Raw genomic sequence first — 25,644 nt, 5'->3', positions numbered from 1 at the left:
TCACTCCGCAGCGCGCAGCGGGGCGCCCCGCTGCCGCATGAACGGAACCGGATCGATCGCACCGCGGCTGGACCGGTCGTTGCGCCGGTGCACCTCGAAGTGCAGGTGCGGGCCGGACGAGTTGCCGCTGCTGCCGACCTGCCCGATGACCTCGCCCGCCGGCACGATCTGATCAGGTGCGACCCGGGGACGGGTCACCATGTGGCAGTACCTGGTGATGTACCCGCCGGCATGCAGCATGTCGACGAACCACCCGCAGCCGCCCTTGCCGGGATGCCCGTCCACGTCGCAGCTCTGCCGCCCCCGGTCGTCGGGGTCGCAGCGGGCGACAAGCACCCGACCAGCCGCTGCGGCGCGGATATCGGTGCCCTTGGCCGCACCGATGTCCACCCCGTTGTGGCTGGGCCGTTCGGTGGTCCGGAAGCCGGAGCCGACGTCGCCGGGGATCGGCGCGGTCCAGCCGGAGGCGGCGATCTCACCACGCTCGGCGGCGTTGCAGACCGCCTTGCCGTTGATCTCGACGGTGCGGGCCGCACCACCGGCCAGGGCATCCACGATCGTGCTGGCCAACTCCTCGTGCTTGGCGTACGCGTCCGGGTATGCGCTGATCTGGACCTGCTGCGCTACCACGGTCAGCGGTCGGCGCTGCCAACTCCGCACCTTGACGAGCTTCTCGTAGAACTTCCGAGCCGTGTAGGCGGGATTCATCCGCTCGGCGACAGTGCCCCACCCCGGCCGTTGCTGGAAAAGGCCGAGCGAATCGTGGTCGGCGCCCACACCCTCGTGCGGCAGGGCGAGAGACTCGGGTACGCCGGAGTTCGCGAGATTGCGCAGTGCGGACTCCTGCATGGCGGTGGCCAGGGCGATCACCCAGCCGCGCGAGGGAACCCCCATGTCCTGGCCGACCTTGATGATGATCGCGGCGTTGCGGATCTGTGTGTCGCCGTACTCGGCGAACCGGGGCAACTCTCCGGTGATGTCGACCGGCCGGACGGGGCCGCAGCCCCAGCCGGCCAGGCTGTCGCCGTCCTCTGCTGTGCCGCCGAGCCCGCTGAGGAAGAACGCAGCCGTGCCGCCGGTGCAGCAGAGCAGGAGCAGTACACCGGTGAGAATGCTGGCGATCAGTCCGATCCGTATGGGCCGGCGGACGGCTGCGGAGGCGCTGGCGGTCACTGCCGCTCCCAGTCCAGGACGTCGACCAGCCAGTCGCCATCGGCCATGACCAGCTCGAGCCGGAGCCGGCCGTTGTCGAGTGGCAGAAGCACCTCGACGAACGTCTCGGTGCCTGCCCGCACCGTCGGCGGGCCGGTCACCTTCTCGGCCGGAACCCCGGCAGGTTCGGCACCGGCCAGCTTCTCGGTCAGCGCCGGCGTCGACAACGGCCGCAGGCCGGCGTGCCATTCCTCGGCGGTCATTCCGGGCCGGCCGAGCCAGGCCGCTGTGAACCGGTCGGCGGTCTGCTCAGGAGTACGGGCACCCACCGGGGTGACCGGTGACGGCGGTGCCTCGGTGGCGAGGACGCCATCGTCACCAGCCTTCGGGTCCACAGTGGTGATCGGTCGGCTCGGTCGGCTGCTCAGACCGTCCGCCGGGTCGAGTGGACCGGAGGCCAGACGGGCAACCCCGATCACGCCGAAGACGAGCACCGCGATCACCAGCGCCACACCCAGCCGGGACCGTAGCGCCCGGGTGAAGAGGAACTCCAGGGCACGTCGCATCGCTGTCACCGAGCCTCTGAACGCACCCGCGGTCCGGTGCGGTCCGGCGCACGTTCGGTGGAGCCTGGCCGGTAGACCACGAACGACGGATTCTCGGCCGGCACGTCCGGCTCGGTCCAGGTCGCCGGCTGCCGCCGTCGAGGCTGAGGCGGAACCGGTCGACGCTTGCCGCCCGTCTCCGTTGTCGGCGTCTCGTCAGTGCGTTCCTGACCATCGGGCCGTGCGCCGCCAGCGCGTTGACCCTCGAGCGGGGCAGCCGAGGTCGGCACCGGATCTTCCCTGCGCGCCTCCGGGCGCAGCCGGGTCTGCTCCGCGACCGGCGACCGGCGTCCACCCACCGGCTCCGCAGTACCCCCGGGCTCCGCGATGTCGAGCCGCGCCGCGACACGCATGTCCCGGAAGAACCGGCGGTGCCAGGAGCCGGCCGAGCTGACCGCCTCGCTGCTGTCCTTGCCGCCCAGTTGGGTGATCCGTCGGTACGGCCGTAGCAGCAACCAACCGACCACTCCGCAGAGCCAGACCAGTACCACCTGGAGCCAACCGGGCAAGGTGGGCGTACTCATGATCAGGTCGACCGCGAACAGGTAGATGGCCGCCCCGGTGCCGAAGATGGCGATGTTGAAGACAGCGGCGACCACGGCGTTCGCCAGCCGTCGAAGGCCGGCGCTGGCTGGTCGGAGCAGCCCGACGGTGCCAAGGATGGGTGCTGCGATCACCGCCCACCGGAAGACAAGGAAGCCCAGTAGCACCAGCAAGGACGCGGTGAGATCGAACATGGCGAAGAGGATCGAGGCCAACACTGCGATGAAACCCGCGCCGACCCGGTCCATGTCCCGGATCCCCTGGAGATACTCGTACGCCTCAGGATCCTCGGTCTGGATCTGCTCGGCCACCCGCGCCCACTGCTGCTGCTTCGCCTTGATCGTCGGCGCCCGGGTAGCAGGGTTGGCGCGCATGGACTGGGCCTCGCCCCATGTCAGAGATCGTGCGTCGTAGAGCGCTGGACCGTACTTCCGAGCAGTCTCACTGTCGGCCGAGCCGAGCACCCCTCGGACCCAGTTCCGGTAGAGCATGGTCTCGGTAGCGGTGTCGCTGGCCCGGACGGCAGGGCTTCTGAGATCCTTGCATCGGTCCTCATCGATGCAACGCCCCGGTGCCGGTTCCTTCGCCTGCGGGCCTACCGCGTCGTGCACCACCCCGAGGCCGGCGACGAGCGCACCGTCCGCGATGTTTGCCGACTTGATCGGCCACGCGGCAAGCGCGGTGACCGCGACCATGACGAGCAGAGCCCAGCCGGCGGTGGTCATCGCGTTGCTCATGTCCGACTGACGGGACCGCCAGAGTAGGTAGAGGCCTACCACGCACAGCGTGACGATCCCGAAGACACTGAACACCTTCTCGTAGACGGCCTTGGTCGCCTTGTCCACCAGTGGGTCGGCCCAACCCCACATCGAGCCGGGATCCCAGGCCCGCTCTCTCAGCGCATTCGACGCGCCGATGATCGCCGTGGCGGCCATGAACTCGCCGTTCGCGATCGTGGTGGTGAACTTGTAGTCCGGGTGCAGGACTGCTGATGCGCAGCCCCCGCCGATGTCGTAGGTGTTGTAGCTGTAACCCGCGTACCCATAGAGGCTGTAGCGCCCGGCCACCCCATTCGCCGCCTCTGCCGGCGGGGCGGCGGCGAACCAGCCGGCGAGGCCGGAGTCCGGAGTGCCGGGCGTCGGGGCGTTGCGGCAGGTGATCTCGTCCTCGCTGACCGCCTGGAGCTTTGCGACACAGGCCCGGAAGTCGGCCTGCCACTCCGGGGTCGTACACAGGTCGGCGCGAGCCTGGGCGACGGGCTGGGTGGCAGCGGGCGGTGCGGCGGCGGCAGCCTCCGCGCCGATCAGCGGCCAGGAGAGGCTGGCCCCGGCCAGTACGCCGAGGGCGAGCAGGAACGACGCGATCCGTGCCCAGGCCCTCGCCATGTCACGCCTCCAGATCCGGCAGGGGGATGCTCGGGAGCACTCCGGCCGCCGCAGCGATCGCGGCGGGCGTCGTGTCGAGGTGTTCCAGCAGGCCGTCGACGTACGAGACGTCGACCCGGACCTTCTGCACGCGTCCGTCGACGTCGCGCATCACGAACTCACGGAAGCCGAGCCGGCTGGCCGAGTTCGTGTCGGCGGCGGAGAGCGAGGCGAGTGTGGCTTCGTACCCGTCGTTGACCGGCACCCGCAGCAGCCTCAGCGCCTCGGAGGCGATCTCGGCGTCCTCGGCGATCCGGCCGACGAAGACGGTGGAGACGAGGTTCTGCACGTCGAGGCCGAGGATGTCGCGGGGGTTCTGCGAGGCCACGAGCGCCGCGAGGTTCCACTTGCGGGAGTCGCGGGCGAGCCGGACGAGGAATGACCGGCCGGAGCGCCAGCCCTCCATGAAGTGCGCCTCGTCGAGACCGACGAGTTTGCGCGACGACATCGACCCGCCGTAGCAGCGGCGGACGGCGAGCCGGTGCGCGGTGTGCAGCATCGGCAGGGCGAGTGCCTCTTCCGCCGACCAGTACTCGCGTTCGATCTTGAGATCGGGCAGTCGCAGCCCGGCCATGGTGATGACAGTGAGCGCCGCGTCGGCACCGAGCAGGCCCTCCGGTGGCCGACCGAAGAAGAGCATGGCCAGCGGCATCTCGGCGGTGTCCAGCAGGAGGTTGGCCAGCTCCTTGCCGGCGTCGTCGTCGAGCCGGCCGAGGCAGCTCACCACGTCGTCCAGGGTGGACGTCTCCTCGGCGGGGACCTGTCGGACCGCGTGCCGGAACAGGGTGGCGGTCGACGCCTCCCGGGCCACCTGCGGCGGCACCAACATCATGCAGATGTCCTGGACCAGCATCCGCCGCTCGGCGCGGGCGTTGGAGACCGCGATCTCGAACTCCCGGTCACCGGCGGCTCCGGCCGCGAATTCACTGCGCAGGGGCGTGGGGATGAGCGAGTAGGGAGCCAGGGTGCCATGCTCCGAGCCGGTCAGGTTCAACACCCGGGAGTACGGCCGCAGTTCGGGCATGGCGCAGAGCCGGGCCAGCGGCCCGGACGGGTCGAGCAGGGTTACCTGAACACCCCGGCGGGCGGCCAGGTAACCCAGGGCACCGAGCAGGGTCGACTTGCCACCACCAGGTTCGGCCACGAAGACCGCGAGCCCGGAGCGTTCGCGGACCTCCATGGGGAAGTGCAGGTCGAGGAAGACCGGGCGGCGGCAGGTGCCGGCGGTCCGGCCGATCAGGTCGCCGCGCCTGTCGCCCACGTTGGACGCGGCCTGCGGGAGTGCGGCGGCGAGCAGCGGGACCGGCATCCGGCGGACGTATCCGGTGTTGGCGATCGGCTCGCCGGGGATGAACTCGCGGGCCAGCCAATCCTGGTTCTTCGGGTGCTGGAGCGAGATGCGCAGCTCGCGGGAGTAGAGCTGGATGAGCCGACGGGCCCGCTCCAGGCATTCCTCCCTGGTCCGGCCGCCGACGGCGATCCGGTGCCAGCCGTGGGCCCGCGCCGAGTCGACGGGCAGCCCGGTTGTCATCTCGTCGCCGATCACCAGCGCGCGCTTGGCGAGACGTTCCAGCTCGGGGGGCGCGTCGATGCCGTGCTCGGCGTAGTCGAGCTGCTGGGAGCGGATCATCCGCAGCCGGTGTTCGAGGTTACGGAACGAGTCGCCGGAGCCGAGGATGTCGACCCGCGTGGAGATCTCCATGGGCCAGGGCAGCCGCTCGTGGAAGTGCAGCCAGGGCTCGTGCCGCTCGGGGATCTCCAGCGGTTCCATCCGACCGACGGCGAGCACCGCGACGTGCCGTTCCTCGCCGGTCATCCGATTGACCAGTTTCACCGTCGAGCCGTACGGGGTGCGGTAGCGCTCGACCTGCTCGGTGAGGGCTAGCAGGTCGCCGCGTTCCCATTGCCCGTCGGTCACCGGGGAGAGCCGGCCCGGGGGTGACATGCACAGCGCGACCGAGCGGTAGAGCAGCCATTCCAGCTCCTGGGCCGTGACCCGCCGGCCGCGCATGCCGAACGCGCCGAGCACCTCGTCGAACTGTTCGACGGTGCGGCCCAGCTTGCGGCGTTCGCCGTCGGCGGTGCCCCGGCCGAACGTGCGCAACAGCCGCTCGGTGAGCGAGTCACCGAGCGAGCGCCGGGCGAAGGTGACGCCCAGGTAGGTCTGCCCCTCGGCGTGATTGACCGCCATGAGGTGCCGCTGGGCGGCTACCAGGTGGTCGGCCCAGCCGGTGGTGCCGGGTACGTCGGCGAGCGGTGCGGGGGTGTGCGCGTCGATGGTGCGCGCCCACTCGTCGGCGGGGAAGGGCCTGGTGGTGCGGCGCAGGTGCAGCCGGAAGCCGGCCAGGCCGGCGTACTGCTCGGAGATCGCGGACAGCAGCGCCTCGCGTTCCGCGTCCGGCCGGAACGCCCAGCGGACCTCGGGCAACCAATACCAGGCGGTGACCGTGTTGGGGGTGAAGGTCAGGTGGCCGGCGATCTCGGTGATGGCCAGCTCGACCGACGGATCCCGGTCGCCGAACTTGATCTTTGGTGCCCGGACGCGCGTCGGTCGGATCGGTTGGTCCGGGCGGCCCGCGGCACGGCGTCGGGGCTTGGCGACCTCCCGCCCGGCCGGGTCTGTGCCGACGGATCCGGGTCGCTCCGCGTCGGGTTCGGGGGTCCGCCGCCTGGGTCGCTCCAGAGCCGGCCGTTCGGCGGTGCCGGCCGGACCTGCCGCTGGCGCCCGCTTCGATGGGCCGGCTTGCCGGTCGGACGGCGCCGTCGACCCGTTGGTCGGAATGGCGGTACCGGTCGCGCTGGTCGGGGCCGGCGTGTGCGCCGTGGCCGGCGCGGGTTCGCTCGGTGGGCGAAGCATGGGCAGTCGGTCGCCGGCCTGGTGCGGCACCCGGGACTCGGCGGTCGGGCCGGCCGCGCCGCGCGCTTCGAGGGCTGGGCCGGCAGCCCTGCGCCGCGACTCCACGGCACCTTCACGCCGTGGCTCGACCGGACGGCCGTCGGGCTCGTCGTCGGGGGTCCACGGTGCTTCCAGATCGGGTGCGCGGTCCGGCACCCTCTGAGCTGGTCGGGTGGGTGCCGGCCCAAGGGCGGGCTGCTCCCGAACGGCGGGGCCGGCCGTGACGGCCCGCGCCGCGCCGGGCCGGGCCGCGCCGAACAGGTCCAGGAACGGTGAGTCGATGTCGGCGTTCTCGCCGGCCGACACCTCGGCGGGCTCGGCGGGTGGCGTACGGCGGGTGACCGGCCGGGGAGCCTGGAAGACGCCGACCGCCCCGTGGCCGGGCGAGGTCACCAGCGCGGGATCGAGCGCCACCTCATCCTCGGCGTCGGTGTAGTCGAATGACTGCGTACGGTGACCAGCCGGCACGGCCGGGCGGCCGGCCGGGGAACCCGGCGTGGAAGAGCGACTCATGCGGCAGCCTCACCCACAACGTGTGACAAACCCATCGGCGTACGCCCGGTCATGCCAGCTCCTCCCGGATCCTGATCCGGCTGCCGACCAGGCGTGGGTCACGCTGCTCGACCGCCGGCTCCCGGGTACGTCGCCAGTCGGTGAGCGCGGTGCGGATGACCACTCGCGCCGGCCGATCGGGGTCGACGTGCCGGAAGATGAACGACGTGGTCACGATGGCGAGCGCGATCTCCCAGGCCGGGAAGAGCTCGACCGTCAAGGTGAACAGCCAGTGGATGAACATGTAGAGGGGGACGAGCAGCATGAACAGCCCGTACTGGGCGTAGGGCAGGTGGACCGGAAGGGTGTAGCCGGGCGGCCCGAGGTAGACCAGGCGGGCCCGGTAGATGTCGTCGTCGGTGCGCAGCCGCATTGGTGAACGCGCCTATTCGAAGATCAGATCGATCAGGTAATCGCCGACGAAGAACAGCGTGGCCGCGCCTGCGATGAAGGCCAGCCCGACGATGGCGATGGCGGAGCTCGTCAGCACCTTGGATATCTCGCCCCGGCTGGCGCGGCCGATGAAGATGACGCCCAGCACGGCGAGCAGGATCGGCGCGATCTTGCTGGCGAAGAAGGTGACCACACCGTTGGTGTCGATCCCCTTCGGTGCCGGCTCGGCGAGCGGAGCCGACGCCAGGGTGGAGAGCGCGTGGGCGACGCCGGACGACGCCGTCTCCATGAGCTCAAAGGCGATCACTGGAACCTCCCCATATCGCGGCCGGCCGTGCCGCGGCGGTGCAGTAGCCAAGCCTGCGGGAAATGTGCTCACAGGGCGCAGCGAACTCGACCCTGTGTTCGTTACTCACCACGGAGAGTGGCGAGCTTTGGGCGGTTTTTCCCCGCTTCGGCCCTCCCTCCAGGCTTCGCCATCTCGATGCTGGCCAATTCCAAAGCGTACGGGCCGCCCCGGATTGCGACAAGCGCGAAGGGGCTGCCTGATTCTGCCCGGAAGACCGATCGTACACCTGTTCCAATGAGCACGTCAGGGGTGGTGGTTCGGGGGATCACCCGGGCCGGAGGGCTCCGCCGCCGCGACCGGTACCGTCTAGTCGTGACCGATCTGGTACGGGCTCCGGGCCCGGTGGTGATGGGCGTCCTCAACGTCACGCCGGACTCCTTCTCCGACGGCGGACGGTACGCCGACCTCGACGCGGCCGTCGGACATGGCGTCCGTCTGCGCGACGCCGGAGCGCACCTGGTCGACATCGGCGGCGAGTCGACGCGCCCGGGTGCCGAGCGGATCGACGCGGCGACCGAGGCCGACCGGGTTCTGCCGGTCATTCGTGAGCTGGTCGCGGCCGGCGTACCGGTCAGCATCGACACCAGCCGCGCCCGGGTGGCCGAGGCCGCGTTGGCAGCCGGCGCGGCGGTGGTCAACGACGTCTCCGGAGGGTTGGCCGACCCCGACATGGCCCGGGTGGTCCGGGACGCCGGCTGCCCCTGGGTGTTGATGCACTGGCGTGGCCACTCACGACAGATGCGCGAGCTGGCCAGCTACACCGACGTGGTGGCCGACGTCCGTGCCGAGTTGGGCAAGCGGATCGACGCGGCGCTCGCCGCGGGGGTGGCGGCGGACCGCATCGTCGTCGACCCCGGCCTGGGCTTCGCCAAGACGGCCACCCACAACTGGGAGCTCAGCGCCCGCCTGCCGGAGTTGCTGGAGCTCGGGTACCCGCTGCTTTTCGGTGCCAGCCGTAAGTCCTACCTCGGACGGCTGCTCGCCGCCGGGGACGGCACGCCGCGACCCATCGAGCAGCGGGAGGCGGCCACCGTCGCCACCAGCGTGCTGGCGGTCGCGGCCGGAGCCTGGGGGGTACGAGTGCACGACGTGCGGGCCACCGCCGACGCGCTGGCCGTCTGGGCCGCCACCGGCCGCCCGCGACTCGTCGCGACGCAGGCAACCAACGGGCGGCCCGCATGACCGGCCCGTGCCGCCGACGCCTACGCGCCGTCGTGGCACCGACCGGTCGGATGGCCGGCCGGCGAGAGGGGAAGCGATGACCGACCGCATCCAGCTGACCGGCCTGCGGGCACGTGGCCGGCACGGGGTGTACGACTTCGAGCGGGCGCAGGGCCAGGACTTCGTGGTCGACGCCGTACTGGAGTTGGATCTCGCCCCGGCCGCCGCCAGCGACGACGTCACCGCGACGGTCCACTACGGCGAGTTGGCCGAACAACTGGTCGCGGTGGTGACCGGTGAGCCGGTCAACCTGATCGAGACACTCGCGGACCGACTGCTCGCGGTATGCCTGGCCGACGAGCGGGTCACCACCGCCACGGTCACAGTGCACAAGCCGGAGGCGCCGGTGCCGCACACGTTCACCGACGTGGCCGTCACCATGACCCGGGGACGTACCCCGTGACCCGGGCGGTGCTCTCCCTCGGCAGCAACCTTGGTGACCGGCTCGACCACCTGCGCACGGCCCTCGCGACGCTCGGCGACGCCGTGCTGGTGGTCTCCGGCGTGTACGAGACTCCCCCGTGGGGAGACGCCGACCAGCCCGCGTACCTCAACGCGGTGCTGCTTGCCGAGGACGACGCCGCCACCGCCCGCGACTGGCTGGAGCGGGCGCGGGCCGCGGAGCACGCGGCAGGTCGGGTCCGTGACCCGCAGCGGCGGTTCGGACCGCGCACCCTCGACGTGGACGTGATCGCGGTCTGGGACGACGACGGGGAACCGGTGCTCAGCGACGAGGAGGAACTGACCCTGCCGCACCCCCGGGCGCACCTGCGCGCGTTCGTGCTGCGGCCGTGGATCGACATCCAGCCGTACGGGCGGCTGCCCGGTCACGGCTGGCTGACCGACCTGCTCACCGCCGGTCCCGTCGCCGACGACGCGCTGGAACTGCGTCCCCGGCCGGAACTGGCGATAGAGTCGACGGCATGACCGAGTGGAGCCGGCCGGCATGACGCAGGCGAAGTCCCCACCACCGGGCGGGCCCGGCCAGGACCGGTCACGGATGGGCCCCACCCGCATTTCGACCCTTGTCGTGGCCGCGCTCGGCGCCGCAGCGGTGGCCTGGCTGCTGATCAGCTCCTTCTACTACAGCAGCATCCCCGAACTGCCCTGGCTGCCGGTGGTGACGCTTGCCGCGCTCGCGGTGCTGGAGGCGTACGCCGCCGTCAACACCCGGAGCCGCATCGACCGCAAGCCTGGCCGGGACCCGGTCAACCCGTTGCTGGTCGCCCGGTTCGTGGTGCTGGCCAAGGCGTCGGCGCTGGCCGGGGCCATCTTCGCCGGTTTCTACGCGGGCTTCACCGGTTGGCTCTTCGTCGAGAACACCCGGGCCGCCACGGAGGATCGCCCGGCTGCGGCGGGCGGAATGCTGGCGTCGTTGGCGCTGGTCGGCGCCGCGCTCTGGCTGGAGCGTTCCTGCCGGGTACCGAAGCGGCCGGACGACGACCACGAGCCCGACCAGCGCGAGAGTCACCCAAACCAGCGCTGAGCCGAGGGGTTACGCCCGGCTCCGGGCGCGGGTACGGTGCCTGCGATCGGAGAGCAATGGCCGCCGCCGATCCGTCCGTGCGCGGGACCGAGGACGGCCGGCCACTGGGGAGGCGGTGCCATGGCGTACGAAGAATCGGGCCGGGACCGGCCGGTCGAACCCTCATCCGGGGTTCCCGCGGCCGTCCTGGAGAACGTTTTCGACGACCCCGCGCACGGTGAGCCCGGCCGGGACCGCCTCGGCGTGCACGTGGGCTGGGAGTTCCTGTTGCTGGCCGGCCTGGCCGCCCTGGGCTGGCTGCTCTGGCGGGCCGACCCGGACGTGTTGCGGGGCGCGGCCCTGCGCACCCTGCTTGTCAACGCGGTCGGGCTCGGCCTGCTCGCTCTATCCGCCGGCCTGAGCCTGCGTACCGCTGCCCCGAACCTGGCCGTGGGGCCGGTGGCGGTGGCCGCCGCGTTGCACTACGCGGAGCAGGGCGACAGGGGGCTGGCGGCGTCAGTGGGGTCGGCCGCCGTGGCCGCCGCGCTGGGTGGGCTCGTCCTGGCGCTGGCCGTTGTGGTGTTGCAGGTGCCCGGTTGGGCGGCGAGCCTGGCGGGGGCCGCCGCCGTGGTGGTGTACATCGAACGCCGTTCGGCGCCGGTGCTGGTGCAGGGGGACTACGAGCCCGCACGGTCGGCCGTCTACCTGTTCGCGGGCTTCGCCGCTGTCGCGGTCCTCGGCGGGGTGTTCGGCGCGATCCGGTCGATCCGCAAGCTGGTCGGCCGGTACCGGCCGGTCGCCGATCCGGCCCGCCGCCGGGGCGCGCTGGCCGCCGTGATCACCGCGTTCGCGCTGATCTGCTCCACCGTGCTGGCCGCGCTCGCCGGCACCCTGCTCGCCGCCAACAACCCGGGGCCGGTGACACCCGATTCCGGATTGGACTGGAGTCTGCTGGCGGTCGGAGTGTCCCTGCTGGGCGGCACCAGCGCGTACGGCCGCCGGGGCGGGGTGTTCGGCACCGTGCTGGCCGTCAGCCTGGTCACCGTCTTCCTGACGTACGCGCCGGAGCGCGGCTGGACGGTGAGCCTCTGGGCGGTCGGCGGCGTGGCGTTCGGCGTCGGACTCGTGGTCACCAGGCTTGTCGAGACGTTCGGGCGGCCCCGGCCGGGCAACCTCGACAAGCTCGAACCGGTCGGCGACGGCACGATCAGCACGGGCTGGACGATGGCCCGGTCACAGCCGGCCGACAACTGGCCTCCGACGTTGCCGACGCCACCCGCCCCGCAACCTGTCGATCCGTGGCGGGATCCGCGCTGGGAGGACGGCCCGCGCCGCTGGGACGCCGACGACCGGTGAGCCGCGCCGTCCGTCGAGCCGAAGCTGATCTCGACCGTTAGGCTCGGCGACATGACCGACACACCTGCCGCCACCGCAGGCGGATCCTCGTTCGAAGAACTCGACGCGTTGTCCACCGAGGAACTGCGGGAACGGGCGTTCGCCCTGGCCCGGGAGCGTCGTGACGTGGGTTTCTTCTGGTCGGTGCTGCGGCACCTGCCGAACGCGGACGAGGCCACGGTGCTCGACGGCGCACCGAACTCGATCGGCCCGACCATCGACGAGGCGAACGCGCTGTGGCGGGAACTGACCGGGCACGGCTACGAGGAGTCGGCGCCGTTGCTGCGGGCCGCCTTCATCGACTACCTGATGAAGCACTGAGCCGCTCGGTGCAGCCCAGGTCCACCCGACCGGCCGGTTCCGGGCCCGGGCGGATAAGAGGGCTCGTCAGCCGCTCCGGCCCGGTCAGCAGCTACGGGACGGCCGCTGGCACCGGGGCGCTCGCCGTCCTGCTGCTTGTCGGCATCTGCGGCAGCCCGGCGTACACCCGTTGGGCCGCCGACACGCTCACCAGCCCGGACTCGGCCGGCGGCTACTACCTCCGCCTCCTCGCGTGGCCGGCCTGGTTGGTGGACGCCGACGGGCAGGCAGGCGGGTTGTTCGCCGCGAACCTGCGGGCCGTCCTGCTGGTGGTCCTCGCCGTGGCGTTGCTCTACCTGCTGCCCGCCGCGCAGGTAGCCCGCGTGCCGGGCTCGATCAGCCAGTTCTTCTCCGGCTGGGCCGCGTACGTGCTCGCCGGTGGACTCGCCGCTGTACTGGCGGCGCTGCTCGGCCCGGACCCGTCGATGCTGGGCGCGCTCCAGGACGCCAGCGCGGGTGCCGGCTACGGCTTCCTCACCGGCTGGATCATCGGCACCGCAAGCCTCGGCGGTCGTGCCTGATCCGACCGGCGGTCCCAGTGGCAGCCAGGTGACGGCGTGACCGAGGACCTGCCGGGGCGGGTCAGCTCGTCGGGCGGCCGAGGTCGAGCAGGCGCTGCCGGCTGAGCGCGCCGACGGGCCGGCCGGCGTCGGTCACCACGAGCCGGTCCCGTCCCGAGGTGAGCAGCACCGCAAGCGCGTCGTACGCGGTGCCGTCCAGCGGAACGGTGGGCAGATCGCTGTCGGCGTCGCCGGGCACCGGCTCCAGCGCACCCCTGTCGAGCGGTGTGACGGCCAGCCGGCGGATGCCCCGGTCGGCGCCGACGAACTCGCTGACGAACGGGGTGGCGGGTGCGCCGAGCAGGGCGGCTGGCGTGTCGTACTGCTCCAGCTGCCCGCCCTGGGAGAGCACCGCGATCCGGTCGCCGAGCCGTACGGCCTCGTCGAGGTCGTGGGTGACCAGCACGATCGTCTTGCGGACCTCGGCCTGGAGGCGGAGGAACTCCTCCTGCAACCGCGCCCGGACGATCGGGTCGACGGCCGAGAACGGCTCGTCCATGAGCAGCACCACCGGGTCGGCGGCGAGCGCGCGGGCCACGCCGACCCGCTGACGCTGACCGCCTGACAGCTCGTGCGGATAGCGACCGCCGAACTGGGCCGGGTCCAACCCGACCAGGTCCAGCAGCTCGTCGACCCGGGTCCGGGTCCGCTCCCGGGACCAGCGGAGCAGGCCCGGCACGGTGGCCACGTTCGCGCGTACCGTCTGGTGTGGAAAGAGGCCGACGTTCTGGATCACGTAGCCGATACGGCGGCGCAGCCGCACCGGGTCGACGTCCGTGACGTCCTCGTCGCCGAGCATGATCCGCCCCGCGGTCGGCTCGATCAGGCGGTTGATCATGCGGAGGACTGTCGACTTGCCGCAGCCGGACGGCCCGATGAGCACCACCAGTTCGCCGGCTTTGACGTCCAGACTGAGTTCACGGACGGCTTCGGTGCCGTTCGGGTAGCGCTTCTGGATGCCCTGCAGGGAGATCGATGCTGCGCGAGGGGATCCGGCCACGCCGGGGGCCTCCGGGGTAACGTCCACGTATGTCCTTCCGCCTGAGCTACCGGGCCGACCCGGGTAACCCCTGGTTCTCCTGGCAGTACGTGCGGGACAACTCTGACACGATCGTCGCCGCCTTGCGTGAACACGCCTCCCTCACCGGGCGTGCGGTGCTGATCGCGGTGCTGATCGCGCTGCCGTTGTCGGTGCTGGCGTACTGGGTGCGCCCGCTGGCCGGCCCGATCCTCGGCGTCACCGGCGTGATCTACACCATCCCGTCTCTGGCGCTGTTCGCGTTCATCGCGCCGTACCTGGGCACCGGCACCACCACAGTGCTCGTCGGCCTGGTCCTGTACGCGCTGCTGCTGATCGTCCGCAACGTGGTGGCCGGGCTCAACCAGGTGCCACCTGATGTCCGCGAGGCCGCCGAGGGCATGGGCTACGGCCGGTGGCGACGGCTCTTCCGGATCGATCTGCCGCTGGCGATCCCGGGCATCCTGACCGGGCTGCGGCTGGCCACCGTCTCGACTGTCGCGCTGGTCACCGTCGGGGTGCTGGTGGGGCACGGCGGCCTCGGCCAACTGATCTTCGCGGGCTTCCAGAACAACCTCTACAAGGCCGAGATCATGACCGGCACGCTGCTCTGCGTGGCGCTCGCGGTGCTGCTGGACCTGCTGCTGGTGCTCATCGGCCGGCTGGTCACCCCTTGGTCCGCCCGGGGTGCCCGGTGAGCGCCGCGGCCAACCCGGTGCGCCAGGCGGTGCTCTGGCTCAACGACCCGCTGAACTGGACCAACCCCGGCGGCATCCTGGACCGGCTCGGCGAGCACCTGACGATCTCCGCCCTGGCGGTGGCGCTCGGCTGCCTGGTGGCCTGGCCAGTCGGCCTGTGGCTCGGGCACGCCGGTCGGGGCGGTGGCCTCGTGGTGCTGGTGTCCAACGCCACGTTGGCCATCCCCACCCTGGCGCTGCTGACCATCCTGCCGCTGACGTTCCTCGGCTTCGGCCGTACACCCGTGGTGGTGGCGCTCGCCGTCTTCGCGGTCCCGCCGCTGCTGGCAAACGCCTACACCGGCGTACGTCAGGCGGACGCCGAGGCGCGCGACGCGGCCCGCGGGATGGGTCTGTCCGGCGGGCAGGTGCTGCGTCGGGTGGAGTTGCCACTGGCGGTGCCGTACCTGGCCGCAGGCTTCCGCACCGCCGCCGTGCAGGTGATCGCCACTGCGGCGCTGGCGTCGTTCGTCAACGGTGGCGGGCTCGGCGAGATCATCCGCACCGGGTTCGGGCTGAGCATCGCGGCCGGCGGTGGTCAGATCCTTGCCGGTGGTGTGCTGGTGGCCGGGCTCGCGTTGCTTGCCGAGTTGCTCCTCGGCATCGTCGAACGGCTGGTCACCCCCCGCCCGTTGCGGCGTGGGCGACAGCGCGCAGGGCTTCCCCGGCCCGCCGACGCCACAGGCCGCGCCTGACGCCCACGGGGATCGGTGGTCTGCCCGTCAGGATGAGCGGACGGCGAAACGGCGACCGACGCTTGGACGTTCGGTGACGATGCAGTGACGATGCCCATTTCAAGTTGTCGGTCGGTTGCGGACCATGTTGGGTGGATAGTCGCGGGCGGCCGACAGTCAGGATCGCCCGTCGGACACGCGGCCGGCCCGGGACGGGCCGCGCCGGGACACGGAAGGCGGGCACATGCGCGCACGTACACGTCTGGCGATGGGCGCGATTGGCGCCGTCGCCGGAGCAGCGCTCCTCACCGGCTGCGGTGATGCCGGTTCGTCCGGCACCGACGCGCCGCAGACGAGCGCGTCCGGCGCCGGGTGTGCCCCGGTCGCCGGCCAGCAGCTCGTGGCGCTGGAGGACGACAAGAAGCTCCAGAACTCCGACAACGTCATTCCGGCGGTCAACAGCAAGGTGGCCACCCCGCAGCTGATCGCCGCACTGGACAAGGTCTCCGCGGCGCTCGACACGCCGAAGCTGGTCCAGCTCAACAAGGCCGTCAACGACGACCGCAAGACGCCCAAGGTGGCCGCTGAGGAGTTCGCGACCGCCAACAACGTCACGTCGGGCATCGCCAAGGGCCCGGGCGGCGAGATCGTGGTGGGCGCCGGCAACTTCGCCGAGAGCCAGACGCTTGCCGAGCTGTACCGGATCGCGCTCACCGCGGCCGGCTATCAGGTCAAGGTGCAGCAGATCGGCAACCGGGAGCTCTACGAGCCGGCGCTGGAGAAGGGCGAGGTCCAGGTCGTTCCGGAGTACGCGGCGACGATGGCCGAGTTCCTCAACACCAAGGCCAACGGCCCGAACGCCCAGCCGGTCTCCTCGCCCGACATCGACAAGACGGTGACCGCCCTCAAGGCCGAAGGTGACAAGGCGGGCCTCACGTTCGGTGCCCCCGCCGCCGCGCAGGATCAGAACGCCTTTGCTGTCACCCAGGCGTTCGCCGACAAGTACGGCGTGCGGACCCTCTCCGAGTTCGCCACGAAGTGCTCCGGCAGCGCCACCGTGCTGGGTGGCCCGCCGGAGTGCCAGCAGCGCCCGTTCTGCAAGCCGGGCCTGGAGAAGACGTACGGGCTCTCGGTGGGCTCGTTCTCCTCACTGGACCAGGGCGGCCCGCTGACCAAGAACGCGCTGCGTGAGGGCAAGATCAGCGTTGGCCTGATCTTCTCGTCGGACGGTGCCTTCGCCACCAGCTGACGCACGTTCGGCGTGCCGGCGACGCCCCCGTCCCACTCGGGCCGGGGGCGTCCTCCGTCCGGTAGGGCCCGTTCCATCTGGTGGAAATCGTCGGTAGGCTGCACATCCATGCCAGCCCCGGCCACCCCCGACGCCAGGCGTCAACCGCTGCTGCTGACCGTCCTCTTCTGGGCCGGTGTCGGCCTCGCCCCGCTGGCTGCGCTGATCCTGCTGGTCGCCGACGGTAACGGTCCTCTGCGCTTCGCGGCGGTACTCGCCATCCTGGCGGTGGTGTTGATCGGTCTCTCCATCGCGTTGCGGCCGGACAACGCCGGTGCCTCGGCGCGGGCCGACGAGTTGCTGGACGAGATCGAGGAGGTCCGGCGGGAGCTGCGCGCCGAGATCGTCGCCGCCGCCCAGCGCGGCAACCAGGCTCTCGACCAGGCGCAGCGGGCACAGGAGGGCGTCGCCGCGGTCCGCCGCCGCCTGGACGCCACTGGTGCGGCCCTCGCCGGTGCCACCCCGGCGGCCGAGCCCGCGGGTGCGGGCCGTGCGCGGGTGCCTGCCGTCGACCCCGTCGACCAGGCTCCGCCCGTCCGCAGCCGCGCCTCGGTTCCCGCCGACGCGCCGGCCGCGCGGGCCCGGGTGTCGGTCGCGGACGACGCCCCCGCCCGTTGGGGCGGCCAGGACCGCCCCGACGACGAGCCGGCGTACCGCAGCCGCGCCGTCGCGGACGCCGGCCCCGAGCCGTCCGCCGCCGGCCGGCACGGGGCAGAGCCGCGCACCGGGTACGGCTCGGTCCCCGGCCCCCGCGAGCAGGACCGCCCCCGCGAACACGACCGTCCTGAGCCGGCGCCCCGGCCGGTCGGCGTGGTCCGGCACACCGAGACGGTCCACGTCACCACCCGGCACACAGTTGTCGACGGCGGGCAGGCCGAGCCGGACGGGCGCTACGGCAGCGGGTACGCCGGCCAGTGGACCCCTCCGGCGCAGGAATGGACCCGGGGCGGTGGCGGCGCGCAGGGGCGTGCACGGTCGGCCGAGCACTCGTGGGGCGACCAGGAGAGCGCCCGGCCCGCGTACGACGACGACCGCCCCCGTGCCGCCCCGGACCGCGCCTGGAACGCCGACGACCGCGCCCGTCCCGCCGACGACCGCTCCTGGGGCGGGCAGCCGGTGACCCGTGATGAGCCGGCCCGGCCGGGCGTACGGGACGGCTGGGGACCGGAACGGGAGGCGCCTGCCCGCCGCGACGAGCCGCAGTGGACCGATCCGCGCGAGGCCTACGCCCAGCCGGAGGAGCCCGGCCGGGGTGCCCGGTCGCAGCGCGACGATCGCGGCTGGACGCCGTCGCCCGAGCCGGGCCGGGCCGGTGCCGCAGCACCGCGGTCCGGTCCTCCGCTGCGGGCGGACGACACCGGCGAATACTGGTCGCAGTTGCGGGCCGGCGATCGGTGGGCGGCCGTCCGCGACGACGAGCACGGCCGTGAGCTGCACGTCGGCGAGCGCCGGGCCGAGGTACACGCCGACGGCACGGGCACCGAGTACCGGATGGCCGACCGCTGGGCCTCCGTCCGCCACGAGGACCCGAGCCGCCACGAGGACCCGAGCCGCCACGAGGACCTACACCGGCCCGACGACCCACGCCGCCACGAAGCCCCCCGCCGGTCTGACGACGCACGCTGGCCCGACGACTCACGCTGGCAGGAGGGCCCGCGCCGGGACGAGCCGGCGGGACGGGCGGCCCTGCCGGCGGGTGGGGTGCCCGTGCCGGACGAGTGGCGCCCGCCCCGCCAGCGGGGCCACGAGGCGGAACCCGCACCCGAGCGGGCCGGTCGGCGGCGGGTCGACGAGCGGTACGGCTACCCGCCGCAGGACGACGTGCCACGCGCCGGCGGCGCCCCGGTCACCGACCGCTGGCGCTGACTCCGCAACCGGCAAGCAGCCACAACGGCCGCAGGGTCACTTGTCGATGTCGCCGACCACGAAGAACATCGAGCCGAGGATCGCGATCAGATCCGGCACGAGGCACCCGGGGAGCAGCGTGGCGAGCGCCTGCACGTTTGCGTACGACGCGGTGCGCAACTTCAACCGCCACGGCGTCTTCTCACCCCGGGACACCAGGTAGTAGCCGTTGATGCCGAGCGGGTTCTCGGTCCACGCGTACGTGTGGCCCTCCGGAGCCTTCAGCACCTTTGGCAGCCGGGTGTTGATCGGCCCGGTGAGCTGGTCCACCTGGGCCAGGCACTGCTCGGCGAGGTCCAGCGACGCGTACACCTGGTCGAGCAGCACCTCGAAGCGGGCGTGGCAGTCCCCGGCGGTCTTCGTCACCACCGGCACGTCCAGCTCGTCGTAGGCCAGGTAGGGGTCGTCGCGGCGGAGGTCCAGGTCGAGCCCGGAGGCCCTGGCCACCGGGCCGGACGCGCCGAACGCGGCGGCGTCGGCTGCGGACAGCACTCCCACGCCCACTGTGCGGGCCAGGAAGATCTCGTTGCGTCGGATCAGGTTGTCCAGGTCGGGCAGTCGTCGACGTACCTCGCCGATGGCCGCCCGTGCCCGCCCGGTCCAGCCGTAGGGCACCTCTTCCTTGAGGCCGCCCACCCTGTTGAACATGTAGTGGATCCGGCCGCCAGAGACCTCCTCCATCACCGCCTGGATGGTCTCCCGTTCCCGGAAGGCGTAGAACATCGGCGTGATCGCGCCGATCTCCAGCGGGTAGGAGCCGAGGAACATCAGGTGGTTGAGCACCCGGTTCAGCTCGGCGAGGGCCATCCGCAGCCAGGTGGCGCGCTCCGGCACCTCCATGCCCATGAGGCGTTCCACAGCGAGCACAACGCCCAGCTCGTTGGAGAACGCCGAAAGCCAGTCGTGCCTGTTGGCAAGCACGATGATCTGCCGGTAGTCGCGGACCTCGAAGAGCTTCTCGGCCCCCCGGTGCATGTAGCCGACGATCGGTTCGCAGGCGATCACCCGTTCGCCGTCCAGCACCAGCTTGAGCCGCAGCACGCCGTGCGTCGACGGGTGTTGCGGGCCGATGTTCAGCACCATGTCGGTACCGAGTTGTTCACCGCCGGTCCCGGCGACCAGGCCGGCCCCGGTGCCGACGGTCAGTTCACGGAGGTCCCCGGCGTCGGTGGTCATGCCCGTCATCGTGCCACGGCCGGCGCGAGCTCGATGCCGACCGGTTGGCGCAGCCACAAGTGCCCGCCGAGTCCGGCCGGGTCGGTCAGCTCGGCCACCGCCGACGCGGCGGCCAGCGCCCGCACGTACCCTGCCGGGTCGGTGCCGGCCAGGCTCAGCGGCGGTCGGCCGCCGTCGGCCCCGAGCGCCCGCAGCGCCTCGGACTGCGAGACCAGGGAGTACGCGCACAGAGCCACAGCCGCGCCAGCGGATGCGACAGAGTCCATCGCCACGTGCGCTGTCACATCACTCGACCCGTTCGGCACCGGAGGCACCTGCCGCCCACCTCGGTAACCGGTAAGCGTCCCGTGCACCGGCCGACTGTCCCGCAGATGCCCGTAGTCGACGGCGACCGCGAGCCCTCGTTCGATCCTGCTCACCGCATCGGCCCACGCTTCGTCCCTGGGCCGCCCGATCTCTGCGCGCATCCCGTGCGCTTGCCGGAACCCCGCCTCGCCTCCGCTTGTCGCGTCCGTCCAGGTCGAAGCCACATCCGGGTCGCTGTCCGCACCTGGGGCGGCCGAGGGCATGGGCCACCACTTTGTCAGCCAATCAAGATCAGCAGTGCTGACCAGATCACCAACTGTCTCCTCGCCACCGTCGGGGTCGACCAGCACGTACCGCCAGCCATCTGCGGTGTGCACCGCCACGTCGAGCGGAACGTTGTCCAACCACTCCGTCGCGATCAACAGCCCGGTTATCCTCGCCGGAATCTCGGATACCCACTCGATCTCTTCAGGCAGGTGCTCGGGTCGAGGCGCCAATTCGACAGCCGTGAACCGCACCCGCTCCGCAAGCGACGGACGTACCGCGCCCGACGACGACTCGGATCGCGACGCACGGGCGGAAACCCCTACCGCGAGCCCAGCGGTGTCGGCGGGTCCGACGAGCCCGGCGCTGTCGGCAACGACGAGCCTCTGCAGGGTGAGCAGCAGTTCTCCCCGCCCGGCGCCGACGTCGACCACGGAGAGCCGCGCAGGGTGGCCGAGAGCTGCGTCGACCTGCGAGAGAAGGCGCAGCAGCGCGGTGGCGAACGCTGGTGAGGCGTGCACGCTGGTGCGGAAGTGGTCGGCCGGGCCGGTGCCGGCGACGAAGAAGCCGCCCGGCCCGTAGAGGGACTGGTCCATGGCGTCCCGCCAGCGGATCGACATCAGTTCACTCCGGGGTCAGGGTGCGTCACCGTGCCGACCCTACGGTCACCTTTGTGTGCCGGCTCGTGATCCCCGCTGGCTGTCGTACCGCTCATGCCTCCCGGAAGTAGTGCCCTTCGTCAAGGTCGGCGATGAGGCCGGGGCGGGTTGGGGTCCAGCCGAGCAGTTCGCGCGTGATCGCGGACGACGTCGGGTTGTCCATCTGCGCGAACGATCCGAGGAAGCCGAAGTAGTCGTCCGCCTCCTCGGGGCTGATGCTCCGGGCCGGGATGTCGAGGTTCCGGCCGATTGCCGTCGCGATCTGCCGGAAGGGGACTCCCTCGTCGGAGGCCCCGTGCAGGCGTGAGCCGGCCGGTGCCTTTTCGAGGGCGAGTCGGTAGAGCTCGGCCGCGTCGAGCGTGTGTACGGCCGGCCACCTGTTGGTGCCCTCGCCGACGTACGCGGCGTACCCGTGCCGGCGGGCGGAGGCGATGAGGACGGTGAGGAAACCGTTGTGGTCGAGCGAGCTGTGCACGGTGGGCGCGAGCCGGACGATGGAGGACCGCACGCCGCGCGCGGCGAGGCCGGCTACGAAATTCTCCGCGTCGATCCGGTAGCCGCCGCTCGGGAAGATGTCGTGTTCGGTGCCGCTGCGGCCGACGATGCCGCCCATCACGAGCATGGCCGTGCCGCCCGTGCCGACAAGGGGCTTGCCGGAGTCGGCCAGGGCGTCGGCGAGTGCGGTGAGGGCGTCCAGGTCGGCCGAGGCGGCGCCGGCCAGGTCGCCGTTGATCATGAGGTCGTGGCGGAACGCCAGGTGGATCACGCCGTCGGAGGCGGCGGCTTCCGCACGGAGCACGTCGATGTCGGACAGGTCCCCGCGGCGTGCTGTGGCGCCGAGTTTCTCGATGGCGGCGGACCTGTCGGAGCGGGCCAGGCCGACGACGTCGTGTCCGGCGGAGAGGAGTTCTGGCACGACTGCCGAGCCGACGTGGCCGGAGGCGCCTGTGACGAATACGCGCTTCAGGAACGTGAGCTGCGCAAGACGGGCTCACTGATGGCCGCGGTCACCGCCGCCCTGCGCGCCAAGGGCCTCGACGAGACCACTGCCACCCTTGCCACCGAGTCCGGCGGGACGGTTTTCCGGGTCGCGTACGCCCGCTGGGTCGCGTCCGACGCCGATGCCTCGCTCGCCGACCTGATCGCCGAGGTGGCCACCGAGCTGCGCGCGATCACGTCGTCTGAGGGAAGGCGTTGACAAGCCTCTCCCTGAGGCGGTGAAGGTTTTCACACAACCTGTTTGGGTTCTGCGGCGCGGGAGCATACTTGCGATCGACCGGTACCCCTTCTCGAGGACTGGATCGTCGCCATGAGCGCACCGCTGCGCCCGCGTCCGGCCGCCCAGCTTGGGCCAGCCGCACCGTGGGATCGCGCCGTCACCGGCACCTCCACCACATCCCGCCTGCTGACCGTCGGTGTCGTCGGCGCGGGCCGGGTCGGTGCCGTGCTGGGCGCCGCCCTCGCCGCCGCCGGGCACCGGGTGGCAGCCGTCACGGGTGACTCGGGGACCAGTCGCGCCCGGCTCGCCCTGCTGCTGCCCGAGGTGCCCCGCGGCCCGGTCGACACCGTCGCCCATGCCGCCACCGACCTGCTGGTGATCGCCGTGCCGGACGACGCGCTGGCCGGGGTGGTCGCCGACCTCGCCGAGCGGGGCGCGCTGCACCCGGGCCAGGTGGTCGCGCACACCTCCGGCGCGCACGGGCTGGCCGTGCTGGCCCCGGCCGCCGCTGTCGGCGCCCGCCCGCTCGCCCTGCACCCGGCGATGACCTTCACCGGTACGCCGGACGACCTGGCCCGGCTGGCAGGCATCTCCTACGGGGTGACCGCCCCGACCGAGCTGCGCCCGCTTGCCGCCCGACTGGTCGCCGACCTTGGTGGGGTGCCCGAGTGGGTGGCCGAGACGGACCGCCCGCTGTATCACGCCGCGCTCGCGCATGGCGCCAACCACCTGGTGACCCTGGTGAACGAGGCGGCCGACCGGCTGCGTGACGCCGGGGTGGCCCGGCCGGAGAAGGTGCTCGCCCCACTGCTGCGGGCCGCCCTGGAGAACGCGCTGCGGCTCGGTGACGACGCCCTGACCGGCCCGGTCTCCCGAGGCGACGCCGGCACTGTCGAGCGGCATCTGGCCCGGTTGGCGGCCACCGCACCGGAATCCGTAGCCGCCTACCTGGCGTTGGCCAGGCGTACCGCCGATCGGGCGATCGCCGCCGGCCGGCTGCGGCCGGTGGACGCGCAGTCGCTGCTGGGCGTACTGGCCGACAGTGATCGGGAGGTGGCGGCATGACGCAGCTTGTGCACACGCGGGCCGAGCTGGCCGAGGCGCGGGCCGCGCTGAAGGGCACTGTCGGCGTGGTGATGACCATGGGTGCCCTGCACGCGGGGCACGAGGAGTTGCTGCGTGCGGCCCGGGAACGGGCCGACCACGTGCTGGTGACCATCTTCGTGAACCCGCTGCAGTTCGGGCCGAACGAGGACTTCGACCGCTATCCCCGCACTCTCGACACCGACCTGGAGGTGTGCCGGCGGGCAGGGGCCGACCTGGTGCTCGCCCCGTCGGTGGTCGACATGTATCCGGACGGTCAGCCCCAGGTGCGTCTCGATCCGGGGCCGCTCGGCGCGGAGCTGGAGGGCGCCAGCCGTCCCGGCTTCTTCCACGGCGTGCTCACTGTGGTGCTCAAGCTGCTCCAGCTCACCCGGCCCGACCTGACGTTCTTCGGTGAGAAGGACTATCAGCAGCTCACCCTGGTCCGGCGGATGACGCGGGATCTGGACGTACCGGTCGAGGTGGTCGGCGTACCGACCGTGCGGGAGCCGGACGGCCTGGCGCTGTCCAGCCGCAACCGCTACCTGAGCGAGCCCGAGCGGGCAGCGGCGCTGAGCCTGTCCGCCGCGCTGCGGGCCGGTGCCCGGGCCGCCGACGACGGCCAGGACGCGGGGGCGGTGCTGACGGCCGCGCACGCCGCGTTCGGCGCCGGTACGCCTGGTGCTCAGCTCGACTACCTGGTGCTTACCGACCCCGAGCTGGAGCCAGGGCCGGTGTCCGGGCCGGCGCGGCTGGTGATCGCCGCCTGGGTGGGCAGCACCCGGTTGATCGACAACGCGGCCGTCCACCTCGCCCCTCGCCCCTGACCCCGGCCGCACCTCTCCACCACCTTTCGAAAGGCCAGCCCCGATGCTGCGGACCATGCTCAAGTCGAAGATCCACCGGGCCACTGTGACCCAGGCGGACCTGCACTACGTCGGCTCGGTGACGGTGGACGAGGACCTGCTCGACGCCGCCGACCTGCTCCCCGGCGAGCAGGTCGCGATCGTGGACATCACAAACGGCGCCCGGCTGGAGACGTACGTGATCCCGGGTGAGCGGGGCAGCGGCGTGATCGGCATCAACGGTGCCGCAGCCCACCTGGTGCACCCCGGTGACCTGGTCATCCTGATTTCGTACGGGCAGATGGACGACGCCGAGGCACGGTCGTACCGGCCGCGGGTCGTGCACGTGGACGCCCACAACCGGGTGATCGAGTTGGGTGCCGACCCGGCGGCGGCGGCCCCGGGAACGGGGGGCGACCCGGTGCCCAGCCCGCTTGCCGTGTCCGGAGTCTGATCGCGCGCGACGATTCCGGTCTGTCACCAGAAGGTCATTTCCGGTTACCCTTGGCACGCCGTCGGAAGCTGGTCGGTGGCTGGGGGAGGCCGCGATGCGCCGTGCCATGACGACCGTGCTCGCCACTGCCGTCACGGCAGTGCTGCTGGTCGGCTGCGGCGCGTCCGGTGACCTGGACGGCGACCTGACCGACGACTGGGCGGCGTTGCCGCCGGCCACGGCGTTCACGCCGGCCGCTGGTGTGTGCCAGGCCGCCGATTTCACCGAGGTGGTCGCGCTGGCCAGCTACCAGCCCATCGACTGCGCCGGCCCGCACCGGGTGGAGACCGCGCACGTGGGGGCGTTTCCGGCAGAGCGGGCCACGGTCCCGGCCAACGGGTCGACGGAGCTGCGCGGCGCGTTCGCCGAGTGCGACACCCGGGCCTCCGCGTACGTGGGCGACGACTGGCGGGCTGGACGGCTGCGGTTGTCGGTGGCGCTGCCGTCCGGGCCGGGTTGGGCGGCCGGCTCCCGCTGGTTCCGGTGTGACCTGACCGAGTTGACCACGGTGGAGGCGGCGGCCACTGTCGTGGTCCGGTCGGGCAGTCTGCGGGACGCGCTGAAGGCGCCCTCCGGGCTGCGGTTGGGCTGCCAGCAGACCCGTGGCGGGGCGGGCAGAGGTGTGCAGACGCTCGTCCCTGTGGAGTGCGGCAAACAGCACGATGCCGAGTTCGTCGGGGTGTGGCGTGCGCCGGACCGGCCGTACCCGACCCGGGACGCCGACTGGGTGCCGCTCTACGACGGTTGCCGCAGCGTCCTCGGCCGGTACGTCGGCGTGCCGAACGACGCCGACCTGCGGTACCGCAGTGGCGTGGTGGTGCGCCCACCGGGTGCGGGCCGTTGGCGGGTCGGTGACCGAGGTGTCCGCTGCTACCTGTGGCTCAGCGACCGTACGGTGACCGCCTCACTGCGCGGCGCGGGCGTCGCCGGCCTGCCGGTCAGGACGAAGTGACGAGCGGACGCTGGATCGACGCGGTGAGGTGACCGCCGGACGGGGTAGCCCAAACCACTTGTCCCGCCCCCGTCGCCCCCGGACGAGGATGGTTCGGGTTGACTGGGGGG

26 protein-coding genes are annotated in these 25,644 nt (G+C 72.1%); 16 read left to right on the top strand and 10 right to left on the bottom strand.

From position 1 onward, the window contains the following. From ADK66_RS12485 to ADK66_RS12460, 6 genes are read right to left on the bottom strand one after another with little or no spacing between them, the layout of a single operon-like run. Complete coding sequence (locus tag ADK66_RS12485) at positions 1-1,173, bottom strand: M23 family metallopeptidase (protein WP_053654792.1); 1,173 nt, start codon at positions 1,171-1,173, stop codon at positions 1-3. Beyond that, complete coding sequence (locus ADK66_RS12480) at positions 1,170-1,727, bottom strand: hypothetical protein (RefSeq protein ID WP_053654789.1); 558 nt, start codon at positions 1,725-1,727, stop codon at positions 1,170-1,172. The genes ADK66_RS12485 and ADK66_RS12480 overlap by 4 nt, the downstream gene beginning before the upstream one ends. Beyond that, positions 1,724-3,685 carry a hypothetical protein gene (locus tag ADK66_RS12475; RefSeq protein WP_053654787.1) on the bottom strand — a complete coding sequence of 654 codons (1,962 nt, stop codon included), beginning with the start codon at positions 3,683-3,685 and terminating at the stop codon, positions 1,724-1,726. Before ADK66_RS12475 ends, ADK66_RS12480 begins: the two co-directional genes overlap by 4 nt. Position 3,686: 1 nt before the next feature. Then, positions 3,687-7,133 carry an ATP-binding protein gene (locus tag ADK66_RS12470; RefSeq protein WP_053654785.1) on the bottom strand — a complete coding sequence of 1,149 codons (3,447 nt, stop codon included), beginning with the start codon at positions 7,131-7,133 and terminating at the stop codon, positions 3,687-3,689. 49 nt (positions 7,134-7,182) lie between these two features. Then, positions 7,183-7,545 carry a hypothetical protein gene (locus ADK66_RS12465; RefSeq protein WP_053654782.1) on the bottom strand — a complete coding sequence of 121 codons (363 nt, stop codon included), beginning with the start codon at positions 7,543-7,545 and terminating at the stop codon, positions 7,183-7,185. Between the two features lie 12 nt (positions 7,546-7,557). Then, the gene (locus ADK66_RS12460; RefSeq protein ID WP_053654780.1) at positions 7,558-7,872 is read right to left on the bottom strand and encodes a hypothetical protein; all 315 of its coding nucleotides are present in this window, start codon (positions 7,870-7,872) and stop codon (positions 7,558-7,560) included. Positions 7,873-8,226: 354 nt separating this feature from the next. Here ADK66_RS12460 and folP point away from each other — a divergent pair, with 354 nt between their 5' ends. The 7 genes from folP (at position 8,227) to ADK66_RS12425 (ending at position 12,876) form a co-directional block, all read left to right on the top strand. Then, entirely contained in the window at positions 8,227-9,096 is an 870-nt protein-coding gene (gene folP, locus ADK66_RS12455; RefSeq protein ID WP_053655060.1) for a dihydropteroate synthase, read from the top strand. Positions 9,097-9,172: 76 nt separating this feature from the next. Further along, positions 9,173-9,538 (top strand): dihydroneopterin aldolase, encoded by a 366-nt coding sequence (folB, locus tag ADK66_RS12450; protein ID WP_053654778.1) that lies wholly within the window; start codon positions 9,173-9,175, stop codon positions 9,536-9,538. Then, the gene (folK, locus tag ADK66_RS12445; protein ID WP_053654776.1) at positions 9,535-10,062 is read left to right on the top strand and encodes a 2-amino-4-hydroxy-6-hydroxymethyldihydropteridine diphosphokinase; all 528 of its coding nucleotides are present in this window, start codon (positions 9,535-9,537) and stop codon (positions 10,060-10,062) included. Before folB ends, folK begins: the two co-directional genes overlap by 4 nt. 19 nt (positions 10,063-10,081) lie before the next feature. Further along, a complete protein-coding gene (locus ADK66_RS12440; RefSeq protein WP_053655058.1) occupies positions 10,082-10,621 on the top strand; it encodes a DUF3180 domain-containing protein in 540 nt (179 codons plus the stop codon). Between the two features lie 120 nt (positions 10,622-10,741). After that, complete coding sequence (locus ADK66_RS12435; RefSeq protein WP_053654774.1) at positions 10,742-11,956, top strand: ABC transporter permease; 1,215 nt, start codon at positions 10,742-10,744, stop codon at positions 11,954-11,956. Positions 11,957-12,007: 51 nt separating this feature from the next. Continuing rightward, on the top strand, positions 12,008-12,316 hold the full coding sequence (locus tag ADK66_RS12430; RefSeq protein WP_053654772.1) for a hypothetical protein: 309 nt from the start codon (positions 12,008-12,010) through the stop codon (positions 12,314-12,316). An 8-nt stretch (positions 12,317-12,324) separates the two neighbouring features. Beyond that, complete coding sequence (locus ADK66_RS12425; protein WP_369814779.1) at positions 12,325-12,876, top strand: hypothetical protein; 552 nt, start codon at positions 12,325-12,327, stop codon at positions 12,874-12,876. A 61-nt stretch (positions 12,877-12,937) separates the two neighbouring features. Here ADK66_RS12425 and ADK66_RS12420 read toward each other — a convergent pair whose 3' ends face one another. After that, entirely contained in the window at positions 12,938-13,942 is a 1,005-nt protein-coding gene (locus ADK66_RS12420) for an ABC transporter ATP-binding protein (RefSeq protein WP_053654770.1), read from the bottom strand. Between the two features lie 2 nt (positions 13,943-13,944). On the opposite strand from ADK66_RS12420, the gene ADK66_RS12415 reads away from it, so the two are divergent. The 4 genes from ADK66_RS12415 to ADK66_RS12400 all read left to right on the top strand — a co-directional run bounded on the left by ADK66_RS12415 (position 13,945) and on the right by ADK66_RS12400 (position 18,498). Further along, a complete protein-coding gene (locus ADK66_RS12415; protein ID WP_053654769.1) occupies positions 13,945-14,631 on the top strand; it encodes an ABC transporter permease in 687 nt (228 codons plus the stop codon). Next, on the top strand, positions 14,628-15,365 hold the full coding sequence (locus tag ADK66_RS12410; RefSeq protein ID WP_053654766.1) for an ABC transporter permease: 738 nt from the start codon (positions 14,628-14,630) through the stop codon (positions 15,363-15,365). The genes ADK66_RS12415 and ADK66_RS12410 overlap by 4 nt, the downstream gene beginning before the upstream one ends. Positions 15,366-15,588: 223 nt before the next feature. Continuing rightward, a complete protein-coding gene (locus ADK66_RS12405; RefSeq protein WP_053654764.1) occupies positions 15,589-16,593 on the top strand; it encodes a glycine betaine ABC transporter substrate-binding protein in 1,005 nt (334 codons plus the stop codon). Positions 16,594-16,701: 108 nt separating this feature from the next. After that, the gene (locus ADK66_RS12400) at positions 16,702-18,498 is read left to right on the top strand and encodes a hypothetical protein (protein ID WP_053654762.1); all 1,797 of its coding nucleotides are present in this window, start codon (positions 16,702-16,704) and stop codon (positions 18,496-18,498) included. Between the two features lie 36 nt (positions 18,499-18,534). On the opposite strand, the gene ADK66_RS12395 is transcribed toward ADK66_RS12400, so the two are convergent. The 3 genes from ADK66_RS12395 to ADK66_RS12385 form a co-directional block, all read right to left on the bottom strand. Beyond that, positions 18,535-19,722 (bottom strand): NADH-quinone oxidoreductase subunit D, encoded by a 1,188-nt coding sequence (locus ADK66_RS12395; protein WP_197281496.1) that lies wholly within the window; start codon positions 19,720-19,722, stop codon positions 18,535-18,537. Next, positions 19,719-20,903 carry an SAM-dependent methyltransferase gene (locus tag ADK66_RS12390; protein WP_053654758.1) on the bottom strand — a complete coding sequence of 395 codons (1,185 nt, stop codon included), beginning with the start codon at positions 20,901-20,903 and terminating at the stop codon, positions 19,719-19,721. The genes ADK66_RS12395 and ADK66_RS12390 overlap by 4 nt, the downstream gene beginning before the upstream one ends. A 91-nt stretch (positions 20,904-20,994) precedes the next feature. Then, complete coding sequence (locus ADK66_RS12385) at positions 20,995-21,858, bottom strand: SDR family oxidoreductase (RefSeq protein ID WP_231640009.1); 864 nt, start codon at positions 21,856-21,858, stop codon at positions 20,995-20,997. A gap of 15 nt (positions 21,859-21,873) precedes the next feature. Here ADK66_RS12385 and ADK66_RS12380 point away from each other — a divergent pair, with 15 nt between their 5' ends. The 5 genes from ADK66_RS12380 to ADK66_RS12360 all read left to right on the top strand — a co-directional run bounded on the left by ADK66_RS12380 (position 21,874) and on the right by ADK66_RS12360 (position 25,534). Next, positions 21,874-22,140 (top strand): hypothetical protein, encoded by a 267-nt coding sequence (locus ADK66_RS12380; protein WP_197281495.1) that lies wholly within the window; start codon positions 21,874-21,876, stop codon positions 22,138-22,140. A 111-nt stretch (positions 22,141-22,251) separates the two neighbouring features. Further along, the gene (locus tag ADK66_RS12375) at positions 22,252-23,226 is read left to right on the top strand and encodes a Rossmann-like and DUF2520 domain-containing protein (protein ID WP_053654753.1); all 975 of its coding nucleotides are present in this window, start codon (positions 22,252-22,254) and stop codon (positions 23,224-23,226) included. Continuing rightward, on the top strand, positions 23,223-24,071 hold the full coding sequence (gene panC / locus ADK66_RS12370; protein WP_053654751.1) for a pantoate--beta-alanine ligase: 849 nt from the start codon (positions 23,223-23,225) through the stop codon (positions 24,069-24,071). The genes ADK66_RS12375 and panC overlap by 4 nt, the downstream gene beginning before the upstream one ends. A 43-nt stretch (positions 24,072-24,114) precedes the next feature. Further along, a complete protein-coding gene (gene panD / locus ADK66_RS12365) occupies positions 24,115-24,543 on the top strand; it encodes an aspartate 1-decarboxylase (RefSeq protein WP_053654749.1) in 429 nt (142 codons plus the stop codon). A gap of 94 nt (positions 24,544-24,637) precedes the next feature. Next, positions 24,638-25,534: a septum formation family protein gene (locus ADK66_RS12360; RefSeq protein WP_053654747.1), complete on the top strand. Its 897-nt coding sequence runs from the start codon at positions 24,638-24,640 to the stop codon at positions 25,532-25,534. The last annotated feature ends 110 nt before the right edge of the window (positions 25,535-25,644 follow it).

Origin of the sequence: Micromonospora sp. NRRL B-16802 (assembly GCF_001279555.1) — a bacterium.
Taxonomy (GTDB): domain Bacteria; phylum Actinomycetota; class Actinomycetes; order Mycobacteriales; family Micromonosporaceae; genus Micromonospora; species Micromonospora profundi.
This window is presented reverse-complemented; position numbering and strand designations above follow the sequence as displayed.

Bases quoted from the DNA above. Each gene is read 5' to 3' on its own strand.
- ADK66_RS12400 (WP_053654762.1), top strand. From the start codon at position 16,702: ATGCCAGCCCCGGCCACCCCCGACGCCAGGCGTCAACCGCTGCTGCTG.
- ADK66_RS12430 (WP_053654772.1), top strand. From the start codon at position 12,008: ATGACCGACACACCTGCCGCCACCGCAGGCGGATCCTCGTTCGAAGAA.
- ADK66_RS12415 (WP_053654769.1), top strand. From the start codon at position 13,945: ATGTCCTTCCGCCTGAGCTACCGGGCCGACCCGGGTAACCCCTGGTTC.
- ADK66_RS12390 (WP_053654758.1), bottom strand. From the start codon at position 20,903: ATGTCGATCCGCTGGCGGGACGCCATGGACCAGTCCCTCTACGGGCCG.
- ADK66_RS12435 (WP_053654774.1), top strand. From the start codon at position 10,742: ATGGCGTACGAAGAATCGGGCCGGGACCGGCCGGTCGAACCCTCATCC.
- ADK66_RS12465 (WP_053654782.1), bottom strand. From the start codon at position 7,545: ATGCGGCTGCGCACCGACGACGACATCTACCGGGCCCGCCTGGTCTAC.
- ADK66_RS12475 (WP_053654787.1), bottom strand. From the start codon at position 3,685: ATGGCGAGGGCCTGGGCACGGATCGCGTCGTTCCTGCTCGCCCTCGGC.
- ADK66_RS12375 (WP_053654753.1), top strand. From the start codon at position 22,252: ATGAGCGCACCGCTGCGCCCGCGTCCGGCCGCCCAGCTTGGGCCAGCC.
- ADK66_RS12395 (WP_197281496.1), bottom strand. From the start codon at position 19,722: ATGACGGGCATGACCACCGACGCCGGGGACCTCCGTGAACTGACCGTC.
- ADK66_RS12360 (WP_053654747.1), top strand. From the start codon at position 24,638: ATGCGCCGTGCCATGACGACCGTGCTCGCCACTGCCGTCACGGCAGTG.
- ADK66_RS12470 (WP_053654785.1), bottom strand. From the start codon at position 7,133: ATGAGTCGCTCTTCCACGCCGGGTTCCCCGGCCGGCCGCCCGGCCGTG.
- ADK66_RS12440 (WP_053655058.1), top strand. From the start codon at position 10,082: ATGACGCAGGCGAAGTCCCCACCACCGGGCGGGCCCGGCCAGGACCGG.
- ADK66_RS12405 (WP_053654764.1), top strand. From the start codon at position 15,589: ATGCGCGCACGTACACGTCTGGCGATGGGCGCGATTGGCGCCGTCGCC.
- folB (WP_053654778.1), top strand. From the start codon at position 9,173: ATGACCGACCGCATCCAGCTGACCGGCCTGCGGGCACGTGGCCGGCAC.
- panD (WP_053654749.1), top strand. From the start codon at position 24,115: ATGCTGCGGACCATGCTCAAGTCGAAGATCCACCGGGCCACTGTGACC.
- panC (WP_053654751.1), top strand. From the start codon at position 23,223: ATGACGCAGCTTGTGCACACGCGGGCCGAGCTGGCCGAGGCGCGGGCC.